Origin of the sequence: Shinella zoogloeoides (assembly GCF_030733845.1) — a bacterium.
Classification (GTDB): domain Bacteria; phylum Pseudomonadota; class Alphaproteobacteria; order Rhizobiales; family Rhizobiaceae; genus Shinella; species Shinella zoogloeoides_C.
Map to the genome: position 1 here is coordinate 883,528 of NZ_CP132311.1, position 24,954 is coordinate 908,481.

Annotated in this window: 22 protein-coding genes; 13 read left to right on the forward strand and 9 right to left on the reverse strand. The window is 66.2% G+C overall.

What is annotated here, in order from left to right; genetic code table 11:
- Positions 1-290: 290 nt before the first annotated feature.
- The 4 genes from Q9316_RS05320 to Q9316_RS05335 form a co-directional block, all read right to left on the reverse strand.
- Positions 291-1,967: an ABC transporter ATP-binding protein gene (locus Q9316_RS05320; protein ID WP_306034192.1), complete on the reverse strand. Its 1,677-nt coding sequence runs from the start codon at positions 1,965-1,967 to the stop codon at positions 291-293.
- A gap of 408 nt (positions 1,968-2,375) precedes the next feature.
- Positions 2,376-4,709, reverse strand: coding sequence for a glucose/quinate/shikimate family membrane-bound PQQ-dependent dehydrogenase (locus tag Q9316_RS05325; protein WP_306034193.1), 2,334 nt, complete (start codon positions 4,707-4,709; stop codon positions 2,376-2,378).
- Positions 4,710-4,873: 164 nt separating this feature from the next.
- Complete coding sequence (locus tag Q9316_RS05330) at positions 4,874-6,490, reverse strand: protein adenylyltransferase SelO (protein WP_306034194.1); 1,617 nt, start codon at positions 6,488-6,490, stop codon at positions 4,874-4,876.
- A 66-nt stretch (positions 6,491-6,556) separates the two neighbouring features.
- Entirely contained in the window at positions 6,557-7,735 is a 1,179-nt protein-coding gene (locus tag Q9316_RS05335) for a GNAT family N-acetyltransferase (protein ID WP_306034195.1), read from the reverse strand.
- A gap of 175 nt (positions 7,736-7,910) precedes the next feature.
- On the opposite strand from Q9316_RS05335, the gene Q9316_RS05340 reads away from it, so the two are divergent.
- Entirely contained in the window at positions 7,911-9,944 is a 2,034-nt protein-coding gene (locus tag Q9316_RS05340) for a caspase family protein (RefSeq protein ID WP_306034196.1), read from the forward strand.
- A gap of 84 nt (positions 9,945-10,028) precedes the next feature.
- On the opposite strand, the gene Q9316_RS05345 is transcribed toward Q9316_RS05340, so the two are convergent.
- Together Q9316_RS05345 and Q9316_RS05350 are read right to left on the reverse strand one after the other, a co-directional pair.
- Positions 10,029-12,122: a S9 family peptidase gene (locus Q9316_RS05345; protein ID WP_306034197.1), complete on the reverse strand. Its 2,094-nt coding sequence runs from the start codon at positions 12,120-12,122 to the stop codon at positions 10,029-10,031.
- A 226-nt stretch (positions 12,123-12,348) separates the two neighbouring features.
- Complete coding sequence (locus Q9316_RS05350) at positions 12,349-13,476, reverse strand: AI-2E family transporter (protein ID WP_306034198.1); 1,128 nt, start codon at positions 13,474-13,476, stop codon at positions 12,349-12,351.
- A 229-nt stretch (positions 13,477-13,705) separates the two neighbouring features.
- Between Q9316_RS05350 and Q9316_RS05355 the strand changes: the two genes are divergently transcribed.
- Positions 13,706-14,041, forward strand: a complete 336-nt coding sequence (locus Q9316_RS05355) for a DUF930 domain-containing protein (RefSeq protein ID WP_306035220.1) — start codon at positions 13,706-13,708, stop codon at positions 14,039-14,041.
- A gap of 153 nt (positions 14,042-14,194) precedes the next feature.
- Here the strand turns inward: Q9316_RS05355 and Q9316_RS05360 are convergent, their stop codons facing one another.
- Positions 14,195-15,055 (reverse strand): VOC family protein, encoded by an 861-nt coding sequence (locus Q9316_RS05360; RefSeq protein ID WP_306035221.1) that lies wholly within the window; start codon positions 15,053-15,055, stop codon positions 14,195-14,197.
- Positions 15,056-15,351: 296 nt separating this feature from the next.
- On the opposite strand from Q9316_RS05360, the gene Q9316_RS05365 reads away from it, so the two are divergent.
- A complete protein-coding gene (locus tag Q9316_RS05365) occupies positions 15,352-15,675 on the forward strand; it encodes a TraR/DksA family transcriptional regulator (protein WP_306034199.1) in 324 nt (107 codons plus the stop codon).
- 115 nt (positions 15,676-15,790) lie between these two features.
- Complete coding sequence (gene trhA / locus Q9316_RS05370; protein ID WP_306034200.1) at positions 15,791-16,447, forward strand: PAQR family membrane homeostasis protein TrhA; 657 nt, start codon at positions 15,791-15,793, stop codon at positions 16,445-16,447.
- A gap of 9 nt (positions 16,448-16,456) precedes the next feature.
- Here trhA and Q9316_RS05375 read toward each other — a convergent pair whose 3' ends face one another.
- Positions 16,457-16,960, reverse strand: a complete 504-nt coding sequence (locus Q9316_RS05375; protein WP_306034201.1) for a hypothetical protein — start codon at positions 16,958-16,960, stop codon at positions 16,457-16,459.
- A 128-nt stretch (positions 16,961-17,088) separates the two neighbouring features.
- Between Q9316_RS05375 and Q9316_RS05380 the strand changes: the two genes are divergently transcribed.
- A complete protein-coding gene (locus Q9316_RS05380) occupies positions 17,089-17,592 on the forward strand; it encodes a GNAT family N-acetyltransferase (protein WP_306034202.1) in 504 nt (167 codons plus the stop codon).
- A gap of 282 nt (positions 17,593-17,874) precedes the next feature.
- Here the strand turns inward: Q9316_RS05380 and msrB are convergent, their stop codons facing one another.
- Positions 17,875-18,282: a peptide-methionine (R)-S-oxide reductase MsrB gene (msrB, locus tag Q9316_RS05385; RefSeq protein ID WP_306034203.1), complete on the reverse strand. Its 408-nt coding sequence runs from the start codon at positions 18,280-18,282 to the stop codon at positions 17,875-17,877.
- Positions 18,283-18,349: 67 nt separating this feature from the next.
- On the opposite strand from msrB, the gene Q9316_RS05390 reads away from it, so the two are divergent.
- From Q9316_RS05390 to mnhG, 8 genes are all read left to right on the forward strand, one after another.
- On the forward strand, positions 18,350-18,481 hold the full coding sequence (locus Q9316_RS05390) for a hypothetical protein (protein ID WP_306034204.1): 132 nt from the start codon (positions 18,350-18,352) through the stop codon (positions 18,479-18,481).
- A 49-nt stretch (positions 18,482-18,530) separates the two neighbouring features.
- Positions 18,531-20,870: a putative monovalent cation/H+ antiporter subunit A gene (locus tag Q9316_RS05395; RefSeq protein ID WP_306034205.1), complete on the forward strand. Its 2,340-nt coding sequence runs from the start codon at positions 18,531-18,533 to the stop codon at positions 20,868-20,870.
- Positions 20,871-21,120: 250 nt separating this feature from the next.
- A complete protein-coding gene (locus Q9316_RS05400; RefSeq protein ID WP_306034206.1) occupies positions 21,121-21,540 on the forward strand; it encodes a Na(+)/H(+) antiporter subunit B in 420 nt (139 codons plus the stop codon).
- The gene (locus Q9316_RS05405) at positions 21,540-21,917 is read left to right on the forward strand and encodes a Na+/H+ antiporter subunit C (RefSeq protein ID WP_306034207.1); all 378 of its coding nucleotides are present in this window, start codon (positions 21,540-21,542) and stop codon (positions 21,915-21,917) included. Before Q9316_RS05400 ends, Q9316_RS05405 begins: the two co-directional genes overlap by 1 nt.
- A 17-nt stretch (positions 21,918-21,934) precedes the next feature.
- The gene (locus tag Q9316_RS05410) at positions 21,935-23,476 is read left to right on the forward strand and encodes a Na+/H+ antiporter subunit D (RefSeq protein WP_306034208.1); all 1,542 of its coding nucleotides are present in this window, start codon (positions 21,935-21,937) and stop codon (positions 23,474-23,476) included.
- 2 nt (positions 23,477-23,478) lie between these two features.
- Positions 23,479-23,952: a Na+/H+ antiporter subunit E gene (locus Q9316_RS05415; RefSeq protein WP_306034209.1), complete on the forward strand. Its 474-nt coding sequence runs from the start codon at positions 23,479-23,481 to the stop codon at positions 23,950-23,952.
- Positions 23,952-24,308 (forward strand): cation:proton antiporter, encoded by a 357-nt coding sequence (locus tag Q9316_RS05420; RefSeq protein ID WP_306034210.1) that lies wholly within the window; start codon positions 23,952-23,954, stop codon positions 24,306-24,308. The genes Q9316_RS05415 and Q9316_RS05420 overlap by 1 nt, the downstream gene beginning before the upstream one ends.
- Positions 24,308-24,661 (forward strand): monovalent cation/H(+) antiporter subunit G, encoded by a 354-nt coding sequence (gene mnhG, locus Q9316_RS05425; RefSeq protein WP_371877991.1) that lies wholly within the window; start codon positions 24,308-24,310, stop codon positions 24,659-24,661. Before Q9316_RS05420 ends, mnhG begins: the two co-directional genes overlap by 1 nt.
- Positions 24,662-24,954 lie beyond the last annotated feature (293 nt).

Consider the following 24,954-nt stretch of genomic DNA (forward strand, 5'->3'; position numbering starts at 1 on the left):
ACCCTCGGCGTAAAAAATGGAAGGAAGAGCAGGCGGCCAGCCTTCTCCCCCCTTGTGGGGGAGATGCCGGCAGGCAGAGAGGGTGTTCCTCTGCGATTATCCCGTCGCGAGCGGGACGTGGAGACAGGAGGCCAGGCAAGGGACCGCCTGCGGTAAGAAAATGAAGCGAAGGCTGGTCAGGCCTTCGCTCCCTGCGGACCAGCGACGGATTGCCCTTGCGCGCCGTCGGCCTGAGAAATCGTTTCGCAGCCACCATTCCCGGTTGCGGCTTTTGCGAGACTTGCGGGTGGTCAGCTCTCGCTTTCGACACGCCCGCCGGCAAGGCGCACGACATGGTCCAGGGGGCCGATCACGCTCTTGCGGTGCGTCACGGCAAGGATCGTCACCTCGCCGGCAAGGCCGCGGATATGCTGCATGATGCCGGCCTCCGTGGTCTCGTCCAGCGCCGAGCTCGCCTCGTCGAGGAAGAGGAACTGCGGATCGGCATAGAGCGCGCGGGCAATGGCGATGCGCTGGCGCTCGCCGCCCGAGAGCTTCATGCCGCGCTCGCCCACCAGCGTCTCGAAGCCCTCCGGCAGCTCCTCGATGAAGGCGAGGATCGCCGCCTTCTCGGCCGCCCGCCGCAGCCGGTCGCGGTCGACGGCGCGGCCGAGCACGATATTGACGGCGAGCGTGTCGTTGAGCAGCGTCGGCTCCTGCGGCACGATGCCGACGGCGGCGTACCAGTCGCGTTGCGAAACGGCCGCGAGGTCGACGCCGTCGACGGCGATCCGCCCGGCGGCGGGGCTCAGCGATTTCAGCGCGAGCCGCAGGAGGGTGGATTTGCCGGAGCCGGTCTCGCCGACGAGATAGGTGATCCGGCCGCGCTCGGCGGCGAAGCTGACATCCTCGATCCCGCGGCCGTTCTCATGGGCGTAGGAGACGTCTTCGAAGGCAAGCCGGCCCTGCCGGTGCGAAAAGCCGCCGGGCGTCGCGGCGTCGGGCTCTTCCGGCGCGGCCCAGATGCGGGCGAGCGGCAGCAGCGAGGCGCGTGCCCGCACCACATCGTCGAGCGCATGGCCGATCATCTCGAAGGGCATGTTGAGCTGAAGCAGCAGCGTGTTGAACAGCACGACATCGCCGACGCTGAGATCGCCCGCCCGGTAGCGCGGCAGGAGCAGCAGGAAGGTGACGACGAACTGCACGGCAAGGCCCGCCCCGAGCACGGAGCTGTAGCCGATGCGGCGGCGGCAGAAGGCGGCCCAGTTGTCGCGCTCCTCGCGGGCCTTTTCGGCAAAGCGCGCCTGCATCCAGCGGTGGCTGCCGAAATGGCGCAGCGTCTCCATCGCCGCCATGGCGTTGCCGACGAACTTGGCGTTCGCCTGTCCCGCCTCGATGGCCGCGTCGAGGAAGCGGCGGGTGCGGTGGTTGGCAATGGCCGTGAGGGCGATGAAGCCGCAGCCATAGGCGAAGACGATCAGCACGACCTCCAGGTTGATCGTCGCGCCCAGCATGAGAAGGGCGAGCACGATCTGCGTGGCGCCGGGGATGAAGACGACGAGGCCGAGCTGCACGAGCGTCATCAGCGCGCCCTGGCCGCGCCGCCGCGCCCCTTCGATCTCGGCCGGGTTGTGCTCGACGAAGAAGCCGGCGTGCTTGCGCAGGAGCCGTTCGAACAGGCTGGTGCTGGCGATGAAGCTGAGGTTCTCCGCGCTCATGTAGGAGAGGTACTGCACCATGTGCTGCATCGCCGCCGCCATGCCGATGAGCAGGGCATAGACGACGAGGCCGAGGGCCAGCGTCTCGGCGAAGCGGTCGGCGGTCATGGCGTCGATCAGCCGCGAAAAGAGATAGGGCGCGGCGACGGCCGAGATCGCCGACAGGAAGACGATGACCGCGACGAGCGCCAGCAGGCCGCGCGAGGCGCGCCAGTAATTGCCAAGGATGATCTTCACCGGCGCGGCGATCAGCCGCCAGTCGTCTTTCATGGCGAATCTCCCGGGGAGGATGGGGAAGGCGGGATAATGGGTGGGGCGAGGCGGGGAGGCAAGCCTTAGAAGGGGGGCTTTGCTTCGGTCGGTAGATGACTGCGTCTTACCCCCTCTACCTGCCGGGCGATTCCCTCGGCAGGGCCATCGCACATGAAGCGAACCCATTGCGGCTTGTCCCTTCTCCCCCGCGGGGAGAAGGTGCCGGCAGGCGGATGAGGGGGATGGCGCCGACAAAGGACCCCGCCGCACCACCCCCTCATCCGACCCTTCGGGCCACCTTCTCCCCGCGGGGGAGAAGGGGAAAACCGCAACGCTCTGCCATATACGATAACCCTGCCCTTGGGGGAGCCCGGCAGGGCAGAGGGGGGTAAACCCGCCCTCCGCACCAGAAGGCCGCAAGCCCCCTTACGGCAGCGTATAGGCGATGACGTAATCGCCCGGCTTCGTCCCGACGGAGCCGTGGCCGCCGGCGACGATCAGGACGTATTGCTTGTCGCCGACCGTATAGGTCATCGGTGTCGCCTGTCCGCCGGCCGGAAGGCGGGCTTCCCAGAGCTGGCGGCCGCTGGTCACGTCGTAGGCGCGCAGGTAGTCGTCGACCGCCGCGCCGAGGAAGGCGACGCCGCCCTTGGTGATGATCGGGCCGCCGATGCCCGGCACGCCGACCTTGAAGGGCAGCGGCAGCGGCGTCATGTCCATGACCGTGCCGTTCTTGTGCTTGTAGGCGATGTCGCCCGTCGCAAGGTTGGCGCCCGCGACATAGCCCCATGGCGGCGCCTGGCAGGGAATGCCGAGCGGGCCGAGGAACGGCCCCATGAAGACGCCGTAGGGTGCGCCCTCATTGCGGTTGAGGCCCTGCTCGGAGCCCTTCTCGTCCTGTCCCTTGGGAGGGATCTGGTCACGCGGCACGAGGCGGGAGGTGAAGGCGAGGTAGGTCGGCATGCCGAACATCACCTGCCGTTCGGGATCCACCGCGACCGAGCCCCAGTTGAACGTGCCGAAATTGCCGGGATAGACGATGGTGCCTTCCAGCGACGGCGGCGTGTAGCGGCCCTCGTACTTCATCGACAGGAAGTCGATGCGGCACGCGAGCTGGTCGAACATGGTGATGCCCCACATGTTCTTCTCCGTCAGCGGCGGCGGCATGAAGGTGAGGCCGGAGACCGGCTGGGTCGGGGCGGTGAAGTCCTCCGGGATCGCGCCGGTCGGGGCAGGCACTTCCTCGATCGGGATGATCGGCTCGCCCGAGCGCCGGTCGAGCACGTAGATGTCGCCCTGCTTGGTCGGGCCGACGAGGGCGGGAATGGTCGCGCCATCCTTCGTGATGTCGATCAGCGCAGGCTGGGCCGGCACGTCCATGTCCCAGAGGTCGTGATGCACGGTCTGGCGTACCCAGCGTACCGCACCGGACTTGATGTCGAGCGCCACGATGGAGGACGAATATTTCTCGACATGCTCGCTGCGGCCCATGCCGAGCTGGTCGGGCACGCGGTTGCCGAGCGGTATGTAGACGAGGCCGAGCGCCTCGTCATAGCTGAACACCGACCAGGAGTTCGGCGAGTTGACGGTGTAGACCTGTCCTTCCAGCAGCGGCGTCGTGACGTCGGGATTGCCCGAATCCCAGTTCCAGACGAGGGCGCCGGAATTGACGTCGAAGGCGCGGATGACGCCGGACTGCGACTGGGTCGAGTAATTGTCGTTCACCGCCCCGCCGATGATGATCTTGCCGTCGGTGATGACGGGCGGCGAGGTGGAGTAGTAGTAGCCGGCCGGATTGTACGGCATGCCCTGTGCGAGCTGCAGCACGCCGTTCTGGGCGAACCCGGTGCACACGTCGCCGGTCGCCGCGTCGAGCGCGATCAGCCGGGCGTCCGAGGTCGGCAGGTAGACGCGCGTCGCGCAGGTCGTGCCTGATGTGGCGGCCGGATCGGCATAGTAGGTCACGCCGCGGCAGGTCTGGTGCTGGCGATCCGGGTTCATGCCGGAGTTGGAATCGTATTTCCATTTCTCCTTGCCGGTCGCCGCATCGAGCGCGATCGCCCAGTTGTGCGGGGTGCACATGTAGAGCGTGTCGCCGATCTTCAGCGGCGTCACCTGATAGGTGGTTTCGCCCACGTCGTCAGGCAGCTTCACGTCGCCGGTCTGGTACTGCCAGGCGACCTTCAGCGTCGAGACGTTCTCCGTGTTCACCTGATCGAGCGGCGAATAGCGCTGGCCGTATTGCGTGCGGCCGTACTGGTGCCATTCGCCGGCCGGCACGTTGCCGCCGAGGGCCGGCGTGGCGTTCACCACGTCGGTCGGCAGGTCGCCGGCGATGTCGTGCGGGTCCTGCGTCATCGAATAGCCGGCAACGGCGATGGCGACGATGGTGGCGACGGCAAGCGGCAGGGCGGAGGCGGCATAGCGCGTGCCGGTGGGGCTTGCGAAGCCGAGCGGCCGGCGGATGGCCGGCAGCATCAGCCACAGGCCGATGAGCACGATGACGCCGCCGCGCGGGCCGAGCTGCCACCAGTCGAAGCCGACTTCGAAGATCGCCCAGCCGAGCGAACCGAGGATGATGAGGGCATAGAGCCAGAGCGCCGCGCTGGAGCGGCGCAAGAGGAGGACGGCAGTAACGAGGAAGGCGATGCCGGTGACGAGATAGTAGGGGCTGCCGCCAAGCGAAAGCAGCCACCCGCCTCCGCCCGTCAGCACCAGTCCGATGAGGGCGATGACGGCGGCGGTAATTGTTAGCAACATGATGATCTCCGTTAGCGATGCCGGCCAGGGAGGAGAGCCGGCATGACGTCCGGCTCAGGGAGGGACGCTGGAGAAATTAGGGCAGAAACGTGTCGCTTCAATGCCATCGCCACGACTTTGCCAAAAACTATACTTTTCGGCGCAAGTATTTCGTGCAGACTGGGTCACGTCCCGCAGAACGTGGCGGTGATCTCCTCGCCCGGCTTCGGCGGCAGCGCATAGGCGGCAAAGGCCGGCTGGTCCTCGTAGGGCTTCGACAGCACGTCGTTCAGCGCCTCGAACAGCGAGAAGTCGCCATGGTCGACCGCCGCCGTCAGGGCCTCCTCGACCTTGTGGTTGCGCGGAATGAAGGCCGGGTTGACCCGGCGCATCGCCGCCGCGCGCTCCTGCGGCGAGGTCGCGTCCTGCGCCAGCCGCGCGCGCCAGGCGGCAAGCCAGGGCGCCAGCGCGGCCGGGTCTTCCATGACGTTGGCGAAGCCTGCCTCCGTGAAACCCCCTCTGCCTGCCGGCATCTCCCCCACAAGGGGGGAGACAGCAGGGGGCTGGCTCCTCGCAGAATTATGCCCCGAAGAGTGCAACTGGGTGAGCCCCTCCCCCTTGTGGGGAGGGGTTGGGGAGGGGTCTTGGCTCTCCGCCGCGTCCGCCAGCCGGCGGAAGGTCAGCGTATAGTCGGCCTTCTGCTCGTAGAGCGTGACGAGCAGGTCGCGGATCAGCGCCTGGTCGCTCTCCTGCTCCTCCTCGCCAAGGCCGATCTTGCCGCGGATCACCGTTTTCCAGTGCGCCTGGAAGCGCTCCATGAAACGGCCGACCGCTTCGTTCGCCGCTTCCACCGCCTTGTCCTGGTCGTCGTCGAGGATTGCGAGCATCGCCTCGGCGAGCCGCGCGATGTTCCACTGGCCGATCATCGGCTGGTTGCCGAAGGCATAGCGCCCGCCCTGGTCGATGGAGGAATAGACGGTGCGCGGGTCGTAGCGGTCCATGAAGGCGCAGGGGCCGAAGTCGATGGTCTCGCCCGAGATCGTCATATTGTCGGTGTTCATCACGCCGTGGATGAAGCCGACGCCGAGCCATTTGGCGATCAGCGCCGCCTGCCTTTCCGCCACCGCGTCGATGAGGGCGAGATAGGGTCTGTCCGCGCCCTTCAGCTCTGGATAGTGCCGGTCGATGACATGGTCGGCGAGCACCCGCACATTGTCCGTGTCGCCGCGCGCGGCGAAGAACTGGAAGGTGCCGACGCGGATATGGCTGGCGGCGACGCGGGTGAACACCGCGCCGGGCAGCACGCGGTCGCGATAGACCGGCTGGCCGGTGGCGACCGCCGCCAGCGCCCGCGTCGTCGGGATGCCGAGCGCGTGCATGGCCTCGCTGACGATATATTCGCGCAGCACCGGCCCGAGCGCCGCGCGCCCATCGCCGCGGCGCGAATAGGGCGTCTGGCCGGCGCCCTTGAGCTGGATGTCGCGCCGCCGGCCGTGCCGGTCGATCACCTCGCCGAGGAGGATCGCCCGCCCGTCGCCGAGCCGCGGCACGAACTGGCCGAACTGGTGGCCGGCATAGGCCATGGCGAGCGGCAGGCCGCCGGGCAGGGCGACATTGCCCGAAAAATAGCCCGCGCCGTGCCGCTCCAGCGCGTCGGCGTCGAGGCCGAGCTCGTCGGCGAGCGCCCGGTTGAACTTGATAAGGCGCGGCGCTTCCACCGGCGTCGGGTCGACCGGCGCGAAGAACGCGTCCGGCAGGCGTGCATAGCTGTTGTCGAAGGAAATGCCCGTTGCGCCGCTCATGATCCGTCCGTCCGTTGCTGCATCACCCTATCAGATAGGGTCTGCGGCCGGCGAACGGAAGGCGTATCAGGCGATCATCACGAAAAGCCCGAAACTATGGCCGAACTGGGTGAGGCGGCGGATCTGCTCGGGCAGGCTGCGATACAGCTTCTGCAGCCGTGGCCGCACACGCGCCGTCCAGAGGTTGGCATAGGCCATGCCGACGAAATTAGTCGGCAGCGCATAGGTTTCGAGCCCGATGGTGCGGTTGCTCCAGCTTTCCTTGTAGTCGGTCGGGTGGCCGAGCAGGTCGTAGGTCTTCACCCCCTGCTCGATCAGCCAGCACACCGTCATGTCCATCTGCGTCTTGCCGGGGGAGGCATCGCGCAGCGCCCAGTCGAAGGCGCCGAGATAGGCATAGTAGTGGCAGTGGTGCACGAAGCCGAGCTCGGCGGCCGCCATGCGGTCTCCGGCCTTCAGCAGGAAGAGGCAGGCGCCGGAGAGCGGGTCCCGGTCGCCGGGAAGCGCGGTCAGGAAACGGTCGAAATCGGGGGAGGCGATGGCGTGGCCGCGCCGCGCCGTCTCGCGCAGCCACTGGCGCTTGTGGTGCAGGAAGAGGGGAATGGCCGCCGCGAAGCCGGCATCGCCCGGAAACAGCACCTCGAAGGAAAGTTCGCCGTGCCGCGCCAGCGCGTTGCGCCGGCGGTTGCGGTTGCGCCGCTGCGTCTTGCTGAACCGGCTCGCATAGTCCTCCGGCGAGGCGAAGGCGGAAAGGTCGAGCATGGAGGCGGTGTTGCCGCGGCCGGAAAGCGGCGCCGTCTGCGTCAGGAGCCCGGCGAGCGCCGAGCCCACCGGCACGCTCTCGAGCAGCGCGAGGTCGTGGCTTCCCTTCGCGAGCGCGGCAAGAAGGTTCTGGGCCGCCTCCTGCCCGAGGGCGGGGTCGGCCAGCATGTTGGAATATTGGCAATGCGGCGTGCTGAGCGGTTCGAGGCGCTTCAGCCGGCCGCCGGTCAGCATCAGCGGCCAGACGGCGACCAGCCGCTCGCCCTGCCACAGCGTATGGATTTCCGGCCGGCAATCCTCGCCGCCATAGCTGTCGATCCAGCAGGCGCACCAGTCGTAGCTCTGGAAATAGGACAGCGGATCGGCCGCGCGGGCATCGAGCGCACGCCAGGCAGCCGCCGCATCCTCCATCGCGGCACGGTCCCGGAGCACGCGGTGCTCCACGTCCACGACGCCGGTGATGTCGATGCGCTGAATGGTCATGTCTCTTTCCTCGTTCTGCCAGCGAAAGTAGCGGCGCGCACTTAACAAACCTTTTCGGTTGGTCCCGCAGCCCCTTGCGGAGCGGATCGAGATGGAATTTCATGACCTTCTGAATAAGCGCGGGGCGCGGCCCGTTTCCTTTTTCAACAGGGCCGATCGATTCTTGGAGGATATCGTGCAGCGGAATGTCCATCGACTGATCGGGGCGCTCGCCGCCTGTCTCCTCATCCTCGCCGCGCCCGCTGCCTTCGCGGCCGAGCGCTACGCCCTCCTCATCGGCAATGCCGAATACGAGGATGCCGAGCCGCTGGAAAACCCGCTGAACGACATCGACCTCGTCGGCGAGGCGCTGGAGCGGGCCGATTTCTCCGTGACGCGCGCCACCGACGTCGACTATCTCGGCATGCTGTCGGCCCTCAACAACTTCACGCGCGTGGCAGAGAAGGTGGAGAACCCGGTGCTCTTCGTCTATTTCTCCGGTTACGCGGTGCAGATCGACGGCGACAACTACCTGCTGCCGACCGACGCGTCCGGCCGCACGCTGACGGGCCTGCGCAACCGTTCGCTTGCGGTCTCCGAGGTGACCGGCGCACTGCGCAAGCTCGGCACCGGCCTCAAGGTCGTGCTGTTCGACGCCGCGCACGAAAACCCGTTCCTGACCCTGCGCGACATTCCCGAGGGCCTTGCCGAGCCGAAGAACGCCGACGGCATCCACTATGCCTACGCCGCCGCGCCCGGCACGACCTACGACTATGAAGGCACGCCGATCAGCCCCTTCGCCTCGGCCTTCGTCGATGCGGTCAGCATTCCCGGCATCGCGCTGGAGGAGGCGTTCCGAAAGGTCTCCGACATCGTCAAGGAGCGCAGCCAGGGCAAGCAGGAGGTCTGGCAGAGCGATGCCGACTACGGCAAGTTCGCCCTGAGCGCCAAGGACGGCAAGGTCGACGAGGCGGAAGTCTCGTTCTACGAATTCGCCTCGCTCTCCGATAACCGCGAGGCCTACGACCGCTACCTCAGCCGCTACCCGGAAGGCGTCTTCGCCTATATCGCCGAGCGCAAGATCGAGCTGCTCGGCAAGCGCTTCGAGCGCGAGCACGAGGATGCCGGCAACCTGCCCTATGTCACGGTCGCCAACGACCGGCACGACCCCTGCGGGCGCCTGTCCTTCGGTGGCAAGGATCGCGACCGCCGGCTTTCCGACCTTTACAAGGACGGCCAGCTCGTCTTGATCGACTTCAGCTTCTGGGCTCCGCCGGAAAGCTGCGACTACCTTTCCTATTTCTCGACCGTCTATTCGCGCGAGCGCCTTCGCAACATCATCACCTCGGCGAGCATTCCCGAGCGCCGCATCTACGTGGCGAGCGAGGATGATCTCAGCCCCAGCGAGGAACGTGCGATCTACGACTATTTCGACGAGGATCGCCGCGGTTACGCCCAGTCGCTGATGTTCCGTGCAATCAACGACGAGCGCCGCCACGGCCTCGGCATCGCGGTGAAGACGCCTGACGACAATGCGCGCGAATATGTCGATGAGATCGACTGCGGCGACGGCTGCCTGCGCGTTCGCGGCCTCGTGCGCTTCCGCGACAATTCCGTGCGCGGGCTGGAGGACTACGAGTTCGAATTCGTTGACGTGCGCCGCCTCGGCTATTTCGACCGCTACCGCGATGCCCTGCGCGACTTCCCGGTCGAGGAGCATGCTTCGAACGATACCCGCCACGATGCGAAGTCGGACGGCTATGCGGCCACGAGTTCATCCGGCAGCGGCAGCGGCGACGGCTACGGCGCGGATGCCGATCGCTACCGCGACGCGCGCACGGTGGGCGGCTGGGACATCGTCGCGGACTTTTCCGGCGACCGGCGCTTTTCGAACTGCCGCGCGGTCCGGCGCGGCGACGGCGGCCGTTTTGCCGCCTTCCGCTGGTACGACGACGGCCACGTGACCTTCGGCTTCCAGGATACGTCCTATGACTATGCTGACAACTACACCAATGATGCGAAATACTGGATCGACGACGGTGAGGGTTACGACATCGTCGGCAAGGCCTATGGAAGCCAGGAGATCGCCTACGATCTCGGCAGCGACCGGTCGGTCATCGAGGCATTGAAACGCGGCAACCACATCCGTATCGGCGACGTGCGAACCAGCCTCAAGGGCTCGAGCGCCATGCTGAACGACCTGCAGGAATGCGTGGGCGCATTCCGCTGATCCCGGTCAGGTCCGACCCTCTGACCGGCTTCTTGGCCGGCGCGAACGATGCGCCGGCTTTTTCTTTCGAGCGCTTTGCGGCTCCTACATCTTTCCCGCAACCTTGATGGCGAAGGCATATTCGAAGGCGATCTCCTCGAGCCGCTGGAAGCGGCCGGAGGCGCCGCCGTGGCCGGCGCCCATGTTCGTCTTGAGCAGGATCGGTTCCGAGCCGGTCGTCTTCTCGCGCAGCCGCGCCACCCACTTGGTCGGCTCCCAGTAGGTGACGCGCGGATCGGTGAGGCCGGAAAGGGCGAGGATGGCGGGGTAGGGCCTGGCCGCGACATTGTCGTAGGGCGAGTAGCTGGCCATGAGCTGGTAGAAGTCCTTGCTCTCGATCGGGTTGCCCCATTCGGGCCATTCCGGCGGGGTGAGCGGCAGCGTGTCGTCCAGCATGGTGTTGAGCACGTCGACGAAGGGCACGGCGGCGATGATGCCGCCGAACTTTTCCGGCGCCATGTTGGCGATCGCGCCCATCAGCATGCCGCCGGCCGAACCGCCCTCGGCGACGATCCTCGCGTAGGACGTGAACTTCTCTTGATTCAGATAGTCGGCCGCGGCGATGAAGTCCTTGAACGTATTGGTCTTCCTGTCCATCTTGCCGTTCTCGTACCAGGCAAAGCCCTTGTCCTTGCCGCCGCGGATATGGGCGATGGCATAGACGAAGCCGCGGTCGACCAGCGATAGGCAATTCGTGTTGAAGGACGCCGGGATGGTGATGCCGTAGGCGCCGTAGCCGTAGAGCAGGCACGGCGCGGAGCCGTCGAGCGGGGTGTCCTTGCGGTAGAGCAGGGTGACCGGCACACTCTCGCCGTCGAGGGCGGGAGCGAAGACGCGGCGGGTGACGTAGTCGTCCGGGTTGTGGCCGGAGGGCACTTCCTGCGTCTTCAGCAACGTGCGCTCGCGCGTCGCCATGTCGTAGTCGAAGAGCTGCGAGGGCGTCGTCATCGAGGAATAGGAGAAGCGGATGACATCAGTGTCATATTCCGCCGCGCCCGAAAGGCCGAGCGAATAGGCCTCTTCCGCAAAGGCGATGGCATGCTCCTCGCCGCTCTTGCGGTCGCGCACCACGATGCGCGGCAGGCCCTCGTGGCGCTCCAGCCAGACGAGGTGGCGGGCGAAGGCCATGTGGCTGAGGATGAGCGTGCCGGGGCGGTGCGGCACGACCTCGCTCCAGTTCTCGCGGCCCGGCGCCGTCACCGGCGCCTCCATGATCTTGAAGTCCTTGGCGCCGTCGGCATTGGTGAGGATGTAGAAGACGTCGCCGCCCTCCGTCATCGAGTATTCGAGGCCCACCTGGCGCGGAGCGACGACGACGGGGGTCGCGAGAAGGTCGTTGGTCGAGAGCAGGCGGTATTCGCTCGTCTCGTGGTCGTGGATATCGATATAGACGAAGTCGTCGATCAGCGAGCCGCCGACCGAGAGGAAGAAGCCGGCATCCTTCTCCTCGTAGACGAGGCGGTCCTTGTCCTGCGGCTCGCCGAGGATGTGATGGAAGATCTTCGAGGGACGGTGGTTCTCGTCGAGCGCGGTGTAGAAGAAGCTCTTCGCATCCGGCGCCCAGACGCCGCCGCCGCCCGAATTGACGATCGTGTCCGCGCGGTCCTCGCCGCTTGCAAGGTCGCGCACCTTCAGCGTGAAATATTCCGAGCCCTTGTCGTCATAGCCCCAGATGCCCACCGAATGGTCGGTCGAATGGTCGATGCCCGACAGGCGGAAATAGTCCTTGCCGGCCGCCTCCTTGTCGCCGTCGAGCAGGATGGTGCGCGTCCCGCCGTCGCGCGGCTCGCGGAAATAGCGCGGCTGCTCCCCGCCGGTGACATAGGCAGTGCCGTAGGCGAAGGGGCCGTCCTTGACCGGCACGGAGCTGTCGTCCTCCTTGATGCGCCCGCGCATCTCGGCAAACAGCGCCTTCTGCAAGGCCTCCGTATCGGCCATGGCCGCCGTCATATAGGCGTTCTCGGCCTCCAGATGCGCGCGGATCTCCGGCTGCAGGATGGAAGGATCCTTGAACATCGCCTGCCAGTTCTCGTCGCGGAACCAGGCATAGTCGTCGGTGCGGGTGATGCCGTGGCGGGTGTCGGAGACGGGCTTCTTGGCGGCGAGGGGGGCGGCAGGCAGGTTTTTGAAGACGGACAAGATTTCACTCCGGCGGAAGGATAGGCGGGATCAAAGAGATAGAGAGCCGGGGCGTTCGCATCAAGCGGAGGTTTCGGCAGAGACACGAGAAAGACCCCTCCCCAACCCCTCCCCACAAGGGGGAGGGGCTTAACGCGCGGCAGGCTCAGCGTGACAAATGGAAGGAGGAGCAAGCATCTTGCGTTCTCCCCCCTTGTGGGGGAGATGCCGGCAGGCAGAGAGGGTCTTACCCCGGCAGGCTGCGCTTGGCCTTGCGCTTGGCGGGGCGCAGTTCGTCGGCGATGGTCATGCCGATGATGGAGAGGGGAAGGGCGAGCATGGCGCCGGCGGCGCCCCACATCCAGGTCCAGAAGATGATCGCCGTGAAGATGATGAAGGCGTTGACCTCCAGGCGCTTGCCCATCACCGCCGGCATGACGAGGTTTTCCATGGCGAGGTGCACGAGGAAGAAGGCGAGCGCCGGCAGGAGGCCCATCATCAGCGTCTCGTGCGTCAGGAGCCCCGCGGCGGCGAGCGCGATGGTCATCAGCGTCACGCCGAGGAAGGGCACGAAGCTGGAGAGGAAGGCGAACAGCCCCCACAGCGCCGGCATGGCGAGCCCTCCGCCCCAGGTGATGAGGCCGGTGACGACGCCGAGCGCGGCATAGACCAGTGCGGCCGTGGCGAAATAGTAGCCGAGCGAGCTGTCGATGGCGTTCATGATGCGGATCGTCGTCAGCCGCTGGCTGCGGCGGGGAAACGACATGATGATCATCTGGCGCAGCTTCAGCCGCGCGGAGAGGAAGAGCACGAGCGCGGCGAAGAAGATCATGCCCTGCAGCAAAGCGGGGGTGAGGCTTGACGAGAGGATGCCGAGGATGCTGCCGGTGTTCTCCAGCACCTTCTCCATCGACATCTGGCCGCCCTGGAAGGTTTCCGGGCTTATGTTCAGCCAGCCGAGGCGGGAGAACAGCGGCGTGATGCGGTCATAGGCGCCGCGCACGAGATCCGGCGCATTGGCGGCAAGTTGCGCGATCGGGTCGGCCAGGAGCCCCGCGACGAGGAAGAGGCCGGAGCCGAAGACGCCGGCGAGCAGCAGCGCGGTCGGCAGCGGCGGGATGCCGAACTCGTTGAGCTTTTCCGCCGCCACGCCGAAGATGAGGCCGGTGACGACCGCAAGGCAGAGCGGAATGAGGATCGGCGCCATGATGTAGACGACGCCCATGGCCATGATGGCGAAGATGCCGATGGCCGCCCAGGCGGCGGCGATGTCGAGCCCGTAGCGGCGCGGCGCGTCCTCCACGAGGTCTGCTTCGAGGTCGACGCTGCCCTGCAGGAGGCGGCGTTCGGCCGGTTTTCCGGATATGTCATGCATGGCGCATTCCCCAATTCGCGCCAGAAACGCTTTTGCCCGAGAGAAGTTCCAGCAATCGCGCATGAAACCATGGGTAGGTTGCGGCCTGTCGTCAAATCGACATATTGCGCGTTAACCCCAAATTAAGACGTCGCCACCGATGGCACGAAGAGGAGGCAGATTGTTGAAACGGCAGGCAATCGGGCTTGTAACCGCCCTTTGTACCCTGACGCTGGCGGCATTCCCGGCAATGGCCATCGACGCGCGCATCCGCGGCCAGCTCGAAAAGCTGACGCCGGAAGAGCGGCTGGAGCAGCGCTGCGACATCGAGGCGATGGATCGCATCAGCGACGGCAAGGGCGGCTTTCGCCCCGACAAGGTGATCGCCTACGCCTTCGGCGATCCCAAGCTCGACGGCACGACCTTGAAGACGAAGGGCGCGGTCTTCCGCAGCAAAGGCGAGTGGTTCCGGCTGTCCTACAAGTGCGAGGCGAGCGACGACCGGCTGGAGGTCAACGCCTTCAAGTACAAGGTCGGCGACATGGTGCCGCGCGAGGACTGGGCGGCGCATTATCTCTACGATTGAGGAAGCGGACGGCGCGGCTTGATGTAACCCCCTCATCCGCCTGCCGGCACCTTCTCCCCGAGGGGAGAAGGGAAATGCGACACGCGTGGTCGTCCCCTTCTCCCCTCGGGGAGAAGGTGGCCCGAAGGGCCGGATGAGGGGGAGACGTCGCGTTCAGGCCGAGAGCTTGAGGCCGATGCCCCAGGGGTCGACGAGCGAGACCGTACCGCCCGAGCGGGTGGTGGGGAGCGCGAGCGCGTCGAGCTTCCCGATGGCGGCCTCCAGCTTGGCCGGGTCGTTGAAGCGGATCGTATAGTCCGAAAGGCCCGTCATGCCGCCCTGCCGCTTCGGCTGGCCGCGCGAGTTCCAGACATTCGCCGCGACATGGTGGTGGTACTTGCCGGTGGCGAAGAAGCTCGCCCCCGGATAGCGCGCCATGATGTCGAGGCCGAGCACGCCCTGGAAGAAGGCGTCCGCTTCCGGGATATCCGTGACCTGGAGGTGGATGTGGCCGATCACCGTGCCGTTCTCCTGGCCGGTCCAGCCGTCCTTCGGCGCCTCGTCGTAGAGCGCCTGCAGGTCGAGCCGGTGCGTCGCCATCTTCACCGTGCCGTCGGGCACGTAGGTCCATTCGGCGCGGTCGCGGTCGCGATAGATCTCGATGCCGTTGCCTTCCGGGTCGTCGAGGTAGATCGCCTCGCTGACGAGGTGGTCCGAGGCGCCGGTGAGCGGCACGTTGTTGTGCGCGGCATGGGCCAGCCAGCGACCGAGTTCCTTGCGATCGGGCACGAGGAACGCGGTGTGGAAGAGGCCCGGCGCGTTGCGCGGCGCGCGGGCGGCGTTGCCCCCGGTCGTCAGCGTCAGCAGCGGCCGGCCGGCGACGCCGAGCGTTTCGCCCGAAGCCGATGTGTCGAGCACCGAAAGGCCCATCACCTGCTGGTAGAAGGATGACACCATCGGCATGTCGATCACCGTCAGGTGCGAATGGTCGACGAAGGCCGGCATGTCGGCGGCATGGGTGGCGCTGGTGGTCATGGGGGCGGTCTCCGCGCGTGTGGGGCCGGCCTTGCTTGCGGCGATGCCAGCGGCGGCGGCGCCGAGGAATGTCCGTCTGTCGAGGTCCGTCATGATATGATCCCTGTTTCGGTTTCCCTCGGAAACCGTTTGTCGGGAGGAATATGGCGGAGCGGCAGCGTTCACGAAAGATGGTGTTTCGGCGATTTACTGTCAATGCAGCGTTGACGATGCGCCGACGGAACTTGATTCCGATCAATGCCGTTCAACCCTGACGATGCCAATTTCGCAGCCATCGAAACGAAGGAGACGGTATCGTGACGGACGTGGCGCATTACAAGGACATTCTTCTGACCCGCAAGCGCGAGCTCTACGGACGCCTGAACAGGATCGAGAAGGACCTCGACACGCTGAAAAGCGGCGACAGCGGCGAGCGCGCCATCGAGCGGGAGAATGACGAGGTTCTCGAGGAGTTCGGCACGACCGGCCTCAAGGAGCTTGCCGCCATCGATGCGGCGCTCGACCGCATCGCCGCCGGCACGTTCGGCGCCTGTGCCAAGTGCGGCGAGCCGATCTCCCCCGCGCGCCTTGCCGCGGTCCCGCATGCCGCGCTCTGCGAGGAGTGCATCGCTCAGCAATAGCCTCGCTTGCCGTGTCACGCGGCAAACTATCGTGATGCCCGCGCGCCCTCCAACCCCTTGCCCCGGCGATGTAAAAACGTCACCATGGCCGTAGTACGAGGCAGGATCGGCGACGGTGGAAATCAAGGGCGTCAAGTGGAACTATGACCGGTACGAGGTGATCGCCGACGGCATCGTGCATGGTGTCGGCGTGGTCTTCGCGCTGATCGGCGTGACGGCGCTGATCTTCTACGCCACGGTCTGGGCGACGAGCGGCCAGCTTGCCGCCGCCTGGGTCTATGGCGTCGGCCTTGTCCTCGCGCTCTCGACCTCCTTCGCCTACAATCTCTGGCCGGTCTCCAACGTGAAGTGGCACCTTCGCCGCTTCGACCATTCGGCGATCTTCCTGCTGATCGCGGCCACCTACACGCCCTTCCTGCAACGCGGCATCGAGGACCCGTTCCTTGCCGGCATGCTGGTCTTCATCTGGAGCATGGCGGCGGCGGGCGTGGCGCTGAAATTCTTCTTTCCCGGCCGCTACGACCGGCTGGCGATCCTCATCTATCTCGGCATGGGGTGGAGCGGCGTCTTCGCCGCCGGGCCGCTGCTGACGCATCTGTCCGTCGCCACGCTGACGCTGATCGTCGTCGGCGGCGTGCTCTATTCGGTCGGCGTCATCTTCCATGTCTGGGAGAAGCTGCGCTTCCAGAACGCCATCTGGCACGGCTTCGTGGTGGCGGCGGCCGCCGTGCACTATTCGGCGGTCGTCTCCAGCGTCGTCTCCGGGATCTAGCCTCGCGTTTTACTGCGCGGCGGCGGGGGCCGCGCCCTGGGCGCTGGTGCATCCCTCGGCCGGATGCAGCGATTTCACCAGCTTGCCGACGAAGGGCGAAACCTCGGCTTTCATCGCCTGCGGATATTCCAGCACGAAGGACGCGACGGCATTCTCGCAGAGCCTGACGACGCGGTGATAGAGGATCGTATCGCCGCGCGTGCCCGAAAGGCTCGCCCAGCCGGCCGCCTGCCGGTCGTAGGAAAGGTCCCAGCCTTCCTGCTGGTAGGTGACGCGGCGGTCGGCCACTTCCTCCTCGAAATCGCCCGACGTCAGGTAATGCGCCCAGACGGCGAGCGTCGCCGCGCCGTTCGCATAGGTCCGCCCGTCGCCATTGTCGGCCTCGCGCGAAAGCGTGAAGCCCGGCGGGATATCCACCGAAAAGCCGAAGCGGGCGTTGGCATAGGGCTCCCAGGCTTGCGCGAAGGCGGCGGCGGGGAGAAGCAGGAGGAGGAGAACAAGGAAGCGTTGCAAGGGAACCACTCGTTGATGATGTCATGCGGATAACGGACAAGGGCGGGCGTTTCATCGTCCGGCCTGCAAGCAGGCTGGACAGCTTTCCCGCTCCTCCTGTATGGCATGAGGCAAAACCGGGGGGAACCATGGACATTACGATACGCGACGCCGTGGAGGGCGATCTTCCCGGCATCATGGACATCTACAACGATGCCGTCGCCAATACGACGGCGATCTGGAACGAGGCGGTGGTCGATCTCGACAACCGCAAGGCCTGGTTCGCCGCCCGCCGCGAGCGCGGCTTTCCCATTCTCGTGGCGCTGCGCGGCAAGCAGGTGGTCGGCTACGCCTCCTATGGTGACTGGCGCGCCTTCGACGGCTACCGCCATACGGTCGAGCATTCCGTCTACGTGCACAAGGATGGGCGCGGCACCGGCACGGGCAAGCGCCTGCTCAAGGCGCTGATCGACCGGGCGAGCTTCAACGGCGTGCATGTGATGATCGCCGGCATCGAGGCGGAGAACGCCGCCTCGATCAAGCTGCACGAGAAGCTCGGCTTCCGCGTCGTCGGCCGGTTCAGCGAGGTCGGTATCAAGTTCGGCCGCTGGCTGGACCTGACCTGTATGGAGCTGAAGGTGCCGAAGCGCTAGGCTGTCCGGCACGCCGATTTACGCTCATCGACGGTGCAAGTGGCAGGAAGGCCCTCTCTGCCTGCCGGCATCTCCCCCTGCAAAGGTAGGGGCTATCGCATATGGACAGGGAGCTTGCATCTTGCCCCTTCTCCCCGACGGGGAGAAGGTCGCGGCAGCGGGATGAGGGGGTGGCGCAGACGCATGAGCCTTGCAAGCCCCCTCATCCGACCCTTCGGGCCACCTTCTCCCCGTCGGGGAGAAGGGGAGAGCCGCAACGCGCTGCCATATGCGATGGCCCGATCAATCCTCGTCGAAGCTGAGCGCCACGCCGTTCATGCAGTAGCGCAGGCCCGTCGGCGGCGGGCCGTCAGGGAAGACGTGGCCGAGATGGGCGTCGCAGTCCGCGCAGCGGATTTCCGTGCGCGTCATGCCGTAGGAGCGGTCGGAATGATCCGTCACCGCGCCGGGCTCGATCGGCTGGTAGAAGCTCGGCCAGCCGGTGCCGGAATTGTATTTGGTTTCCGAGCGGTAGAGCGGCCTGTTGCAGCAGATGCAGCGATAGGTGCCCTTCTTGGAAAGGTCGAAATCCGGGCTGGAGAAGGCGCGTTCCGTGCCGTGTTCGCGCGTGATGCGGAACTGCTCCGGCGTCAGCAACTGCCGCCATTCTTCCTTCGTCTTGTGGACCTTCAATGTCGTCGTGTCGCTCATGGCGTCCTCCTGTTGGCTCCATAGATAGGACGCGGAATGTGGCAAGACAATCGGCGCGCCTGCCGCAATGCTGACCGGTATTCCGGCGTCGACCTTCGCACGCCCGGCGGCGGAAGCGATGAAGGTGGGTGAAAACGTCGCGGGCTTGCCGTTCATGGGTGGCGATTTCGTGCAAACCGACATAGAAACAATGCTCTGACGATTTCGGGGCGAACGACGGGCGAAGTCCGCGCACATAAGGAGAGGGAATGATACCAGACACGATGGGCCTGACCTTCCTCGCCTTCTGTCTGCCGTTCCTCGGGGCGCTGGTCGCGCCCGCGCTCACGCGGCTGCTCGGCCACAACGCCGCCTGGCCGCTGGCGCTCGTGCCGCTCGCCGTCTTCCTGCATTTCCTCGGCTTCAACGCGGAAGTGGCGCGCGGCGAGATCGTCACCGGCGGCTATGCCTGGGTGCCGTCCTACAATGTCAGCTTCTCCTGGCTGATCGACGGCCTGTCGCTCGCCTTCCTGCTGCTGATCTCCGGCATCGGCACGCTGATCGTGCTCTACGCCGGCGGCTACCTGAAGGGGCATCCGCACCAGGGGCGGTTCTTCTCCTTCATCCTGATGTTCATGGGCGCGATGCTCGGCCTCGTCGCTTCCGACAGCTTCCTGATGCTCTTCGTCTTCTGGGAGCTGACCTCGATCACCTCCTTCCTCTTGATCGGCTTCGACCATGCGCGCGAGGCCTCGCGCCGGGCGGCCCTGCAGGCGCTGGTGGTGACGGGCGGCGGCGGGCTCTTCCTGCTCGCCGGCCTGCTGCTTTTGTGGAACGTCACCGACGTCACGCAGCTCTCGCTCCTGATGTCCTTCGGCGCGGAGGTGCGGGCAAGCCCGTTCTATCTGGCGATCCTCTTCCTCGTCCTCGGCGGCGCCTTCACCAAGTCCGCGCAGTTCCCGTTCCATTTCTGGCTGCCGAACGCCATGGAGGCGCCGACGCCGGTTTCCGCCTATCTCCATTCGGCGACCATGGTGAAGGCCGGCGTCTATCTCCTGATGCGGCTCAACCCGGTGATGGGCGACACGCTCGCCTGGGAAACCATCCTGCCGGCCTTCGGCGGGCTGACGCTGCTGGTCGGCGCGGTGCTCGCCATCCGCCAGACCGACCTCAAGCTGATGCTCGCCTATACGACGGTCGCCTCGCTCGGCCTGCTCGTCATGCTGACCGGCTTCGGCTCGCAATATGCGGTCGCGGCGGCGGCGCTCTATCTGGTGGCCCATTCGCTCTTCAAGGGCGCGCTCTTCATGGTCGCCGGCCTCATCGACCACGAGACCGGCACGCGCGACATCACGAAGCTCGGCGGTCTGCGCGGCGCCATGCCGGTGACCTTCCTCGCCGCGCTGCTTGCCGCGCTCTCCATGGCGGGCCTGCCGCCTTTCTTCGGTTTCCTCGCCAAGGAGGAGATCTATGTGGCGCTTGCCGGCGGCAGCCCGCGCGCCATCGCCTTCACGCTCGCCGCCGTCATCGGCAACGGCCTGATGTTCGCCGTCGCCTTCGCCGTGGCGCTGAAGCCGTTCCTCGGCAATCCCGTGAAAACGCCGAAACACGCGCATGAGGGGCCGGCGCTGCTGTGGATCGGGCCCATGCTGCTCGCCGTGAAGGGGCTCGTCATCGGCCTGTTCTCCGCCACGGCGCATGCGCTGCTGACCTCGCCGCTTGCCTCCGCCATTGCCGGAAGGCCGGAGACGATCACCATTTCGGCGGTGCCGCATCTCGGCATGGCGCTCCTTCTGTCCATCGTCACCGTGGCCTTCGGCATCCTCGCCTTCCTGGCGCTCGACAAGGCGCGCGCTGCCGCGAACCGGCTGGTCGAGGACATCGGCTGGGGGCCGGACAGGGGTTTCGACCAGGCGATGCGCGCTCTGGTGCGCGGCGCCTCCTTCGTCACCCGCCTGACCCAGCCGGGCCTGATGGAAGTCTACATGACCGCCACCTTCGCCGTGGTGGCGCTGGCGCTGCTCGTGCCGCCGGCCGTCTATGGCGAATGGCCGCGCCTGCCGGTCTGGCCGGCCAACGTGCCGTTCCATGAAACGGCTGTGATGGTGCTCGCCGTCCTCGGTATATGCGCGGTGCTGACGGCGAAAAGCCGCCTGACGGCCATCGTCGCGCTCGGCATCCAGGGCTTCTGCGTGGCGCTGCTCTTCCTGCTCTTCGGCGCGCCGGACCTCGCCTTCACCCAGTTCATGATCGAGACGCTCTCCGTCGTCATCCTGGCGCTCGTCATGACGCGGCTGAAGCTCACGCCGCGCGACCACCGGCCGCTGCGCGAGAAGATCCCGGACGCCGTGATCGCGGTCGCCTGCGGCCTCGGCTTCGCGCTCTACCTTCTGAAGGTCACGCAGGGCCGCTTCGACACGGCGCTGACCGACTTCTTCAACCTCTATTCCAAGACGATCGCCCACGGCGCCAATGTGGTGAACGTCATCATCGTCGATTTCCGTGGCACGGACACGCTCGGCGAGATCGCCGTCGTCATGGTGACGGGGCTGGCGATCCTGTCGATCATCCGCATTCGCAAGGGCGGCAAGGCGGGAGGAAAGGCATGATGGTGGCGACGCGCGGCCAGCCGCCTCGGTCCTTGCGGGCAAACCCCTCCCCAACCCCTCCCCACAAGGGGGAGGGACTTAACCCGTGGCACCCTCGGCGTGAAAAATGGGATGAAGAGCAGGCGGCTTGCGTTCTCCCCCCTTGTGGGGGAGATGCCGGCAGGCAGAGAGGGTCTTCCCCTCTGCCTGCACTATCCTGCCCGGCAGGCCAGAGGGGGGTATTCCTGCTCGCCGTCCCAGGAGGCGTCAGATGAACACCCTCATCTTCCGCACCGTCGCGCCGTTCCTCACCGCCCTCATGGTGCTCTTCTCGATCTTCGTGCTGCTGCGCGGCCATAACGAGCCGGGCGGGGGTTTCATCGGGGGGCTGATCGCGGTCTCGGCGCTTGCCATCTTCGGCATCGCCAACGGCATCGTCGCCGTGCGCAAGGCGCTGTGGTTCCACCCGATGGCGATCTCGGCCTTCGGGCTGTTCATGGCGTGCATCGCCGGCCTTCTCTCCATGGCTTTCGCGGTGCCATTCATGACGGGCCTGTGGATCTATCCGGTCATCCTCGGCGTCGAGATCCCGCTCTCCAGCGTCATGCTGTTCGATGCCGGCGTCTATCTCGTCGTGGTGGGTTCGATCACCTCCATCGCGCTGGCGCTCGAAGCGGAGGAGAACGTCTGATGGAAGTACCTTTCGCGCTCCTCATCGGCCTTTTCTTCGCCGCCGCCGTCTACCTGATGCTGTCGAAGTTCCTGGTGCGCGTGCTGCTGGGCGTCGTGCTGCTCGGCAATGCGGTCAACCTCTCGCTCTTCACCAATGGCCGCATCCTGCGCGAGGTGCCGCCGATCATCCCGGCCGGCCACGACGTGCCGGCGGGGCTGACGGCCAATCCGCTGCCGCAGGCGCTGATCCTGACGGCCATCGTCATTTCCTTCTCCTTCTTCGCCTTCCTTCTCGTGCTCGTCTACCGTGCCTACCAGGACCTCGGCACCGACAACGGCAACGAGATGCGCGTGGCGGAGCCGGAGAACGATCCCCTTCCGCCGACCGGCTACTGACAGGAACCGCCCCGCCAATGGCCGCTACGCCCGCCGATCTCTCCGCAGCCCTCGTCATGACGCCCGTCGCCCCCGCCGACTGGCTGGTCGTGCTGCCGCCCGCCTGGTGCCTCACGGCCGGCGCGCTGCTGCTCATGCTGCGCAAGTCGCTGCATCTGCAGGGCTGGCTTGCCGTGCCGGCGCTTGCCGTGCTGGTGGTGCTCGACGCGCTGCTGCTGGCCCATGTCGCCGCGAACGGCCCCGTCACCATGGTCATGGGCCGCTGGCTGCCGCCCTTCGGCATCGCGTTCACGGCGGACCTGACGGGCGTGCTCTTCGCGCTTGCCGGCGCGGTCGTGGCGCTGGCCGGCGCCGTGCACGCGCTCACCGATATCGACGGCGGCGGACGGCGCTACGGCTTCTACCCGTTCCTCCTGCTGCTGATGGCCGGCGTCTCCGGCGCGTTCCTGACGGGCGACATCTTCAACCTCTATGTCTGGTTCGAGGTACTGCTGATCTCGTCCTTCGGCCTGATCACGCTCGGCTCCGAGCCCCGGCAGATCGACGGGGCGATCAAATACGCCTTCCTGAACCTCGTCGCGACGACGCTGTTCCTCATCACGACGGGCTATCTCTACGGCATCTTCGGCACGCTCAACATGGCCGACATCGCCGAGAAGGCCGCCGCCGGGCGGGCCGACCTGCCGCTGATGACGCTGGCGACGCTCTATCTGCTGGCCTTCGGCATGAAGGCGGCGGCCTTCCCGGTGAACTTCTGGCTGCCGGCTTCCTACCACACGCCGCGCATCGTCGTGTCGGCGCTCTTTGCCGGCCTGCTCACCAAGGTCGGCATCTACGCGCTGCTGCGCACGCTGATCATGCTCTTCCCCATCGAGCGCGAGGAGCTGAGCTTCGTCATCGCGCTCGCCGGCGCGGCGACCATGATCCTCGGCGCGCTCGGGGCGATCGCCCAGAGCGACCTGCGCCGGCTGCTCGGCTATGTCGTCATTTCCGGCATCGGCGTCATGCTGGCCGGCCTGTCGCTCGGCAGTCCCGGCGGCGTCGGCGGAGCGATCTTCTACGCGCTGCATTCCATGGTGGTCATGACGGCGCTCTACATGGCGGTGGGGCTGGCCGGACGGCTCGCCGGCTCGTTCGACCTCAACCGGCTCGGCGGCCTCTATACGCGCTCGGCGCTGTTTTCCGCCCTGTCGCTCGTGCTGTTCTTCGCCGCCTCCGGCCTGCCGCCGTTCTCCGGCTTCTGGCCCAAGGTCATGGTGGCCAAGGCCGCGATGGACATCGGCGCCTGGTGGCTGGTGGCGACGGTGTTCCTCACCGGCTTCCTCACCACCATCGCGCTCGGCCGCGTCTTCCTGCTGGCCTACTGGCGGCCGGCAGGCGCGGCGCTGCCGGGCGAAACCGTTCCGGCAAGCGCGCTGCTGCCGCTCGCGGCCCTGACGGCGCTGGCGGTGGTCTTCGGCCTCCTGCCCGATGCGCTGCTGTCGACCGTCCAGCTTGCCGCGCAGGGGCTCGCCGATCCGCGCGCCTACATCGGCTCCGTCTTCCCGGGGGGGAACTGACCATGCGGCCCGCTGCCATCATCGCCGTCTTCGCCCTCGTCTGGCTTGCCGTCTCGGGCAGCTTCACCATTCCCAATCTGCTGCTCGGCATCATCGCCGGCGCGCTGTCGCTGCTCCTGATCCGCAGCCATATCCAGCCCGACGGACGGCGCATCCGCCCGCTGAAGCTCCTGTCGCTGGTCCTGCTGTTCATCAAGGAACTGGCGCTGTCGGCCTTCAAGGTCGCGGTGCTGGTGGCGAGCCCGAAAATGGCGCTGAAGCCCGGCATCTTCGCCTTCCCGCTGACGGTGGACCGGGATTTCGAGATCACGCTGCTCGCCAACCTCATCACGCTGACGCCGGGCACGCTCTCCGTCGACGTCTCCGAGGACCGGACGGTGCTCTACGTGCACGCGCTCGACTGCTCCGATCCGGTCGGCATCCGCCGCGACATCGCCGGCGGCTTCGAGAAGAAGATCCTGGAGGCCTTTCGCTGATGGGCGCTGAAACCGTCATTTCCGCCGCCGTGACGATCGCGCTCTTCCTGATGTGCGCCGCCTTCTTCCTGACGGCCTGGCGCGTCGTCAAGGGGCCGACGCTGCCGGACCGCATCGTGGCGCTCGACATGCTGGTGGCCATCGCCATCGGCTTCATCGCCGTCATCGCGATCAGGACCGGCTTCAACCTCTATATCGACATCGCCATCGCGCTCGGCCTCGTCGGCTTCCTTGCAACCGTGGCGTTCGCGCGCTTCGTGATGCGCCAGGGCATGGAGCCGGAAGCGGAAGAGGAAACGGGCCCCCCGCCGCCGCCCCGCGGCCGGCAGGGCAGGAAGGGAAGGGCACGCCGATGATGGATCTCGCTCTTGCGCTCGTCGTCGGCGCCATGCTGGTGGCAGGCGGCGTCTTCACCTTCCTCGCGGCGCTCGGCATCGTGCGCCTGCCGGATGTCTATACCCGCATGCATGCGGCCTCCAAGGCCGGCACGGTGGGCTCGGGCCTCATGCTCTTTGCCGCCGGCATCCATGCTGAGGACCCTGCGATCCTCACGCGGGCGCTGGCCGGCTTCGTCTTCTTCGTGCTGACCGCGCCGGTCGCCGCCCATCTGGTGGCGAAGGCCGCGCATGGCGCCGGCTATCGCCTGACGCGCCTCACCGTCATCGACGACATGCGCGCCGCACGCGAACGCAACGCCAAGAAGCGTTGACATTCCGTTGAAATTCCTACCCCTAAATTTTATAGTATCGGTTGAATTTCGGCCGGTAGATCAGCTTCTTTGAAAATGGAAGTTTGTATTCTTAAAATAATACTGGACATGGTTAGACGGAATGATATTTCAAGGTGAAGTAAAGCATTCGCGTTGATTTAGCTTGCGTGTGGTTTTCCTGTTTAAGTTGAGTTGGTGCCATAATCGTGCCTTCGCGGTATATATAATGGCCAAGAGATTCGGTGAAAGCAGCAGCCGCCTTGGTGAAAAGTTATATTAGAGAACAATGCCGT

What these genes read in the sequence shown, in the direction of transcription:
- Q9316_RS05360 (WP_306035221.1), bottom strand. Translation starts at nt 15,055, where the DNA reads ATGACCACCAGCGCCACCCATGCCGCCGACATGCCGGCCTTCGTCGAC.
- msrB (WP_306034203.1), bottom strand. Translation starts at nt 18,282, where the DNA reads ATGAGCGACACGACGACATTGAAGGTCCACAAGACGAAGGAAGAATGG.
- Q9316_RS05330 (WP_306034194.1), bottom strand. Translation starts at nt 6,490, where the DNA reads ATGAGCGGCGCAACGGGCATTTCCTTCGACAACAGCTATGCACGCCTG.
- Q9316_RS05320 (WP_306034192.1), bottom strand. Translation starts at nt 1,967, where the DNA reads ATGAAAGACGACTGGCGGCTGATCGCCGCGCCGGTGAAGATCATCCTT.
- Q9316_RS05420 (WP_306034210.1), top strand. Translation starts at nt 23,952, where the DNA reads ATGGGCGCTGAAACCGTCATTTCCGCCGCCGTGACGATCGCGCTCTTC.
- Q9316_RS05395 (WP_306034205.1), top strand. Translation starts at nt 18,531, where the DNA reads ATGATACCAGACACGATGGGCCTGACCTTCCTCGCCTTCTGTCTGCCG.
- Q9316_RS05380 (WP_306034202.1), top strand. Translation starts at nt 17,089, where the DNA reads ATGGACATTACGATACGCGACGCCGTGGAGGGCGATCTTCCCGGCATC.
- Q9316_RS05335 (WP_306034195.1), bottom strand. Translation starts at nt 7,735, where the DNA reads ATGACCATTCAGCGCATCGACATCACCGGCGTCGTGGACGTGGAGCAC.
- Q9316_RS05415 (WP_306034209.1), top strand. Translation starts at nt 23,479, where the DNA reads ATGCGGCCCGCTGCCATCATCGCCGTCTTCGCCCTCGTCTGGCTTGCC.
- Q9316_RS05350 (WP_306034198.1), bottom strand. Translation starts at nt 13,476, where the DNA reads ATGCATGACATATCCGGAAAACCGGCCGAACGCCGCCTCCTGCAGGGC.
- Q9316_RS05325 (WP_306034193.1), bottom strand. Translation starts at nt 4,709, where the DNA reads ATGTTGCTAACAATTACCGCCGCCGTCATCGCCCTCATCGGACTGGTG.
- Q9316_RS05390 (WP_306034204.1), top strand. Translation starts at nt 18,350, where the DNA reads ATGCTGACCGGTATTCCGGCGTCGACCTTCGCACGCCCGGCGGCGGAA.
- Q9316_RS05355 (WP_306035220.1), top strand. Translation starts at nt 13,706, where the DNA reads ATGGCCATCGACGCGCGCATCCGCGGCCAGCTCGAAAAGCTGACGCCG.
- mnhG (WP_371877991.1), top strand. Translation starts at nt 24,308, where the DNA reads ATGGATCTCGCTCTTGCGCTCGTCGTCGGCGCCATGCTGGTGGCAGGC.
- Q9316_RS05400 (WP_306034206.1), top strand. Translation starts at nt 21,121, where the DNA reads ATGAACACCCTCATCTTCCGCACCGTCGCGCCGTTCCTCACCGCCCTC.
- Q9316_RS05410 (WP_306034208.1), top strand. Translation starts at nt 21,935, where the DNA reads ATGGCCGCTACGCCCGCCGATCTCTCCGCAGCCCTCGTCATGACGCCC.
- Q9316_RS05405 (WP_306034207.1), top strand. Translation starts at nt 21,540, where the DNA reads ATGGAAGTACCTTTCGCGCTCCTCATCGGCCTTTTCTTCGCCGCCGCC.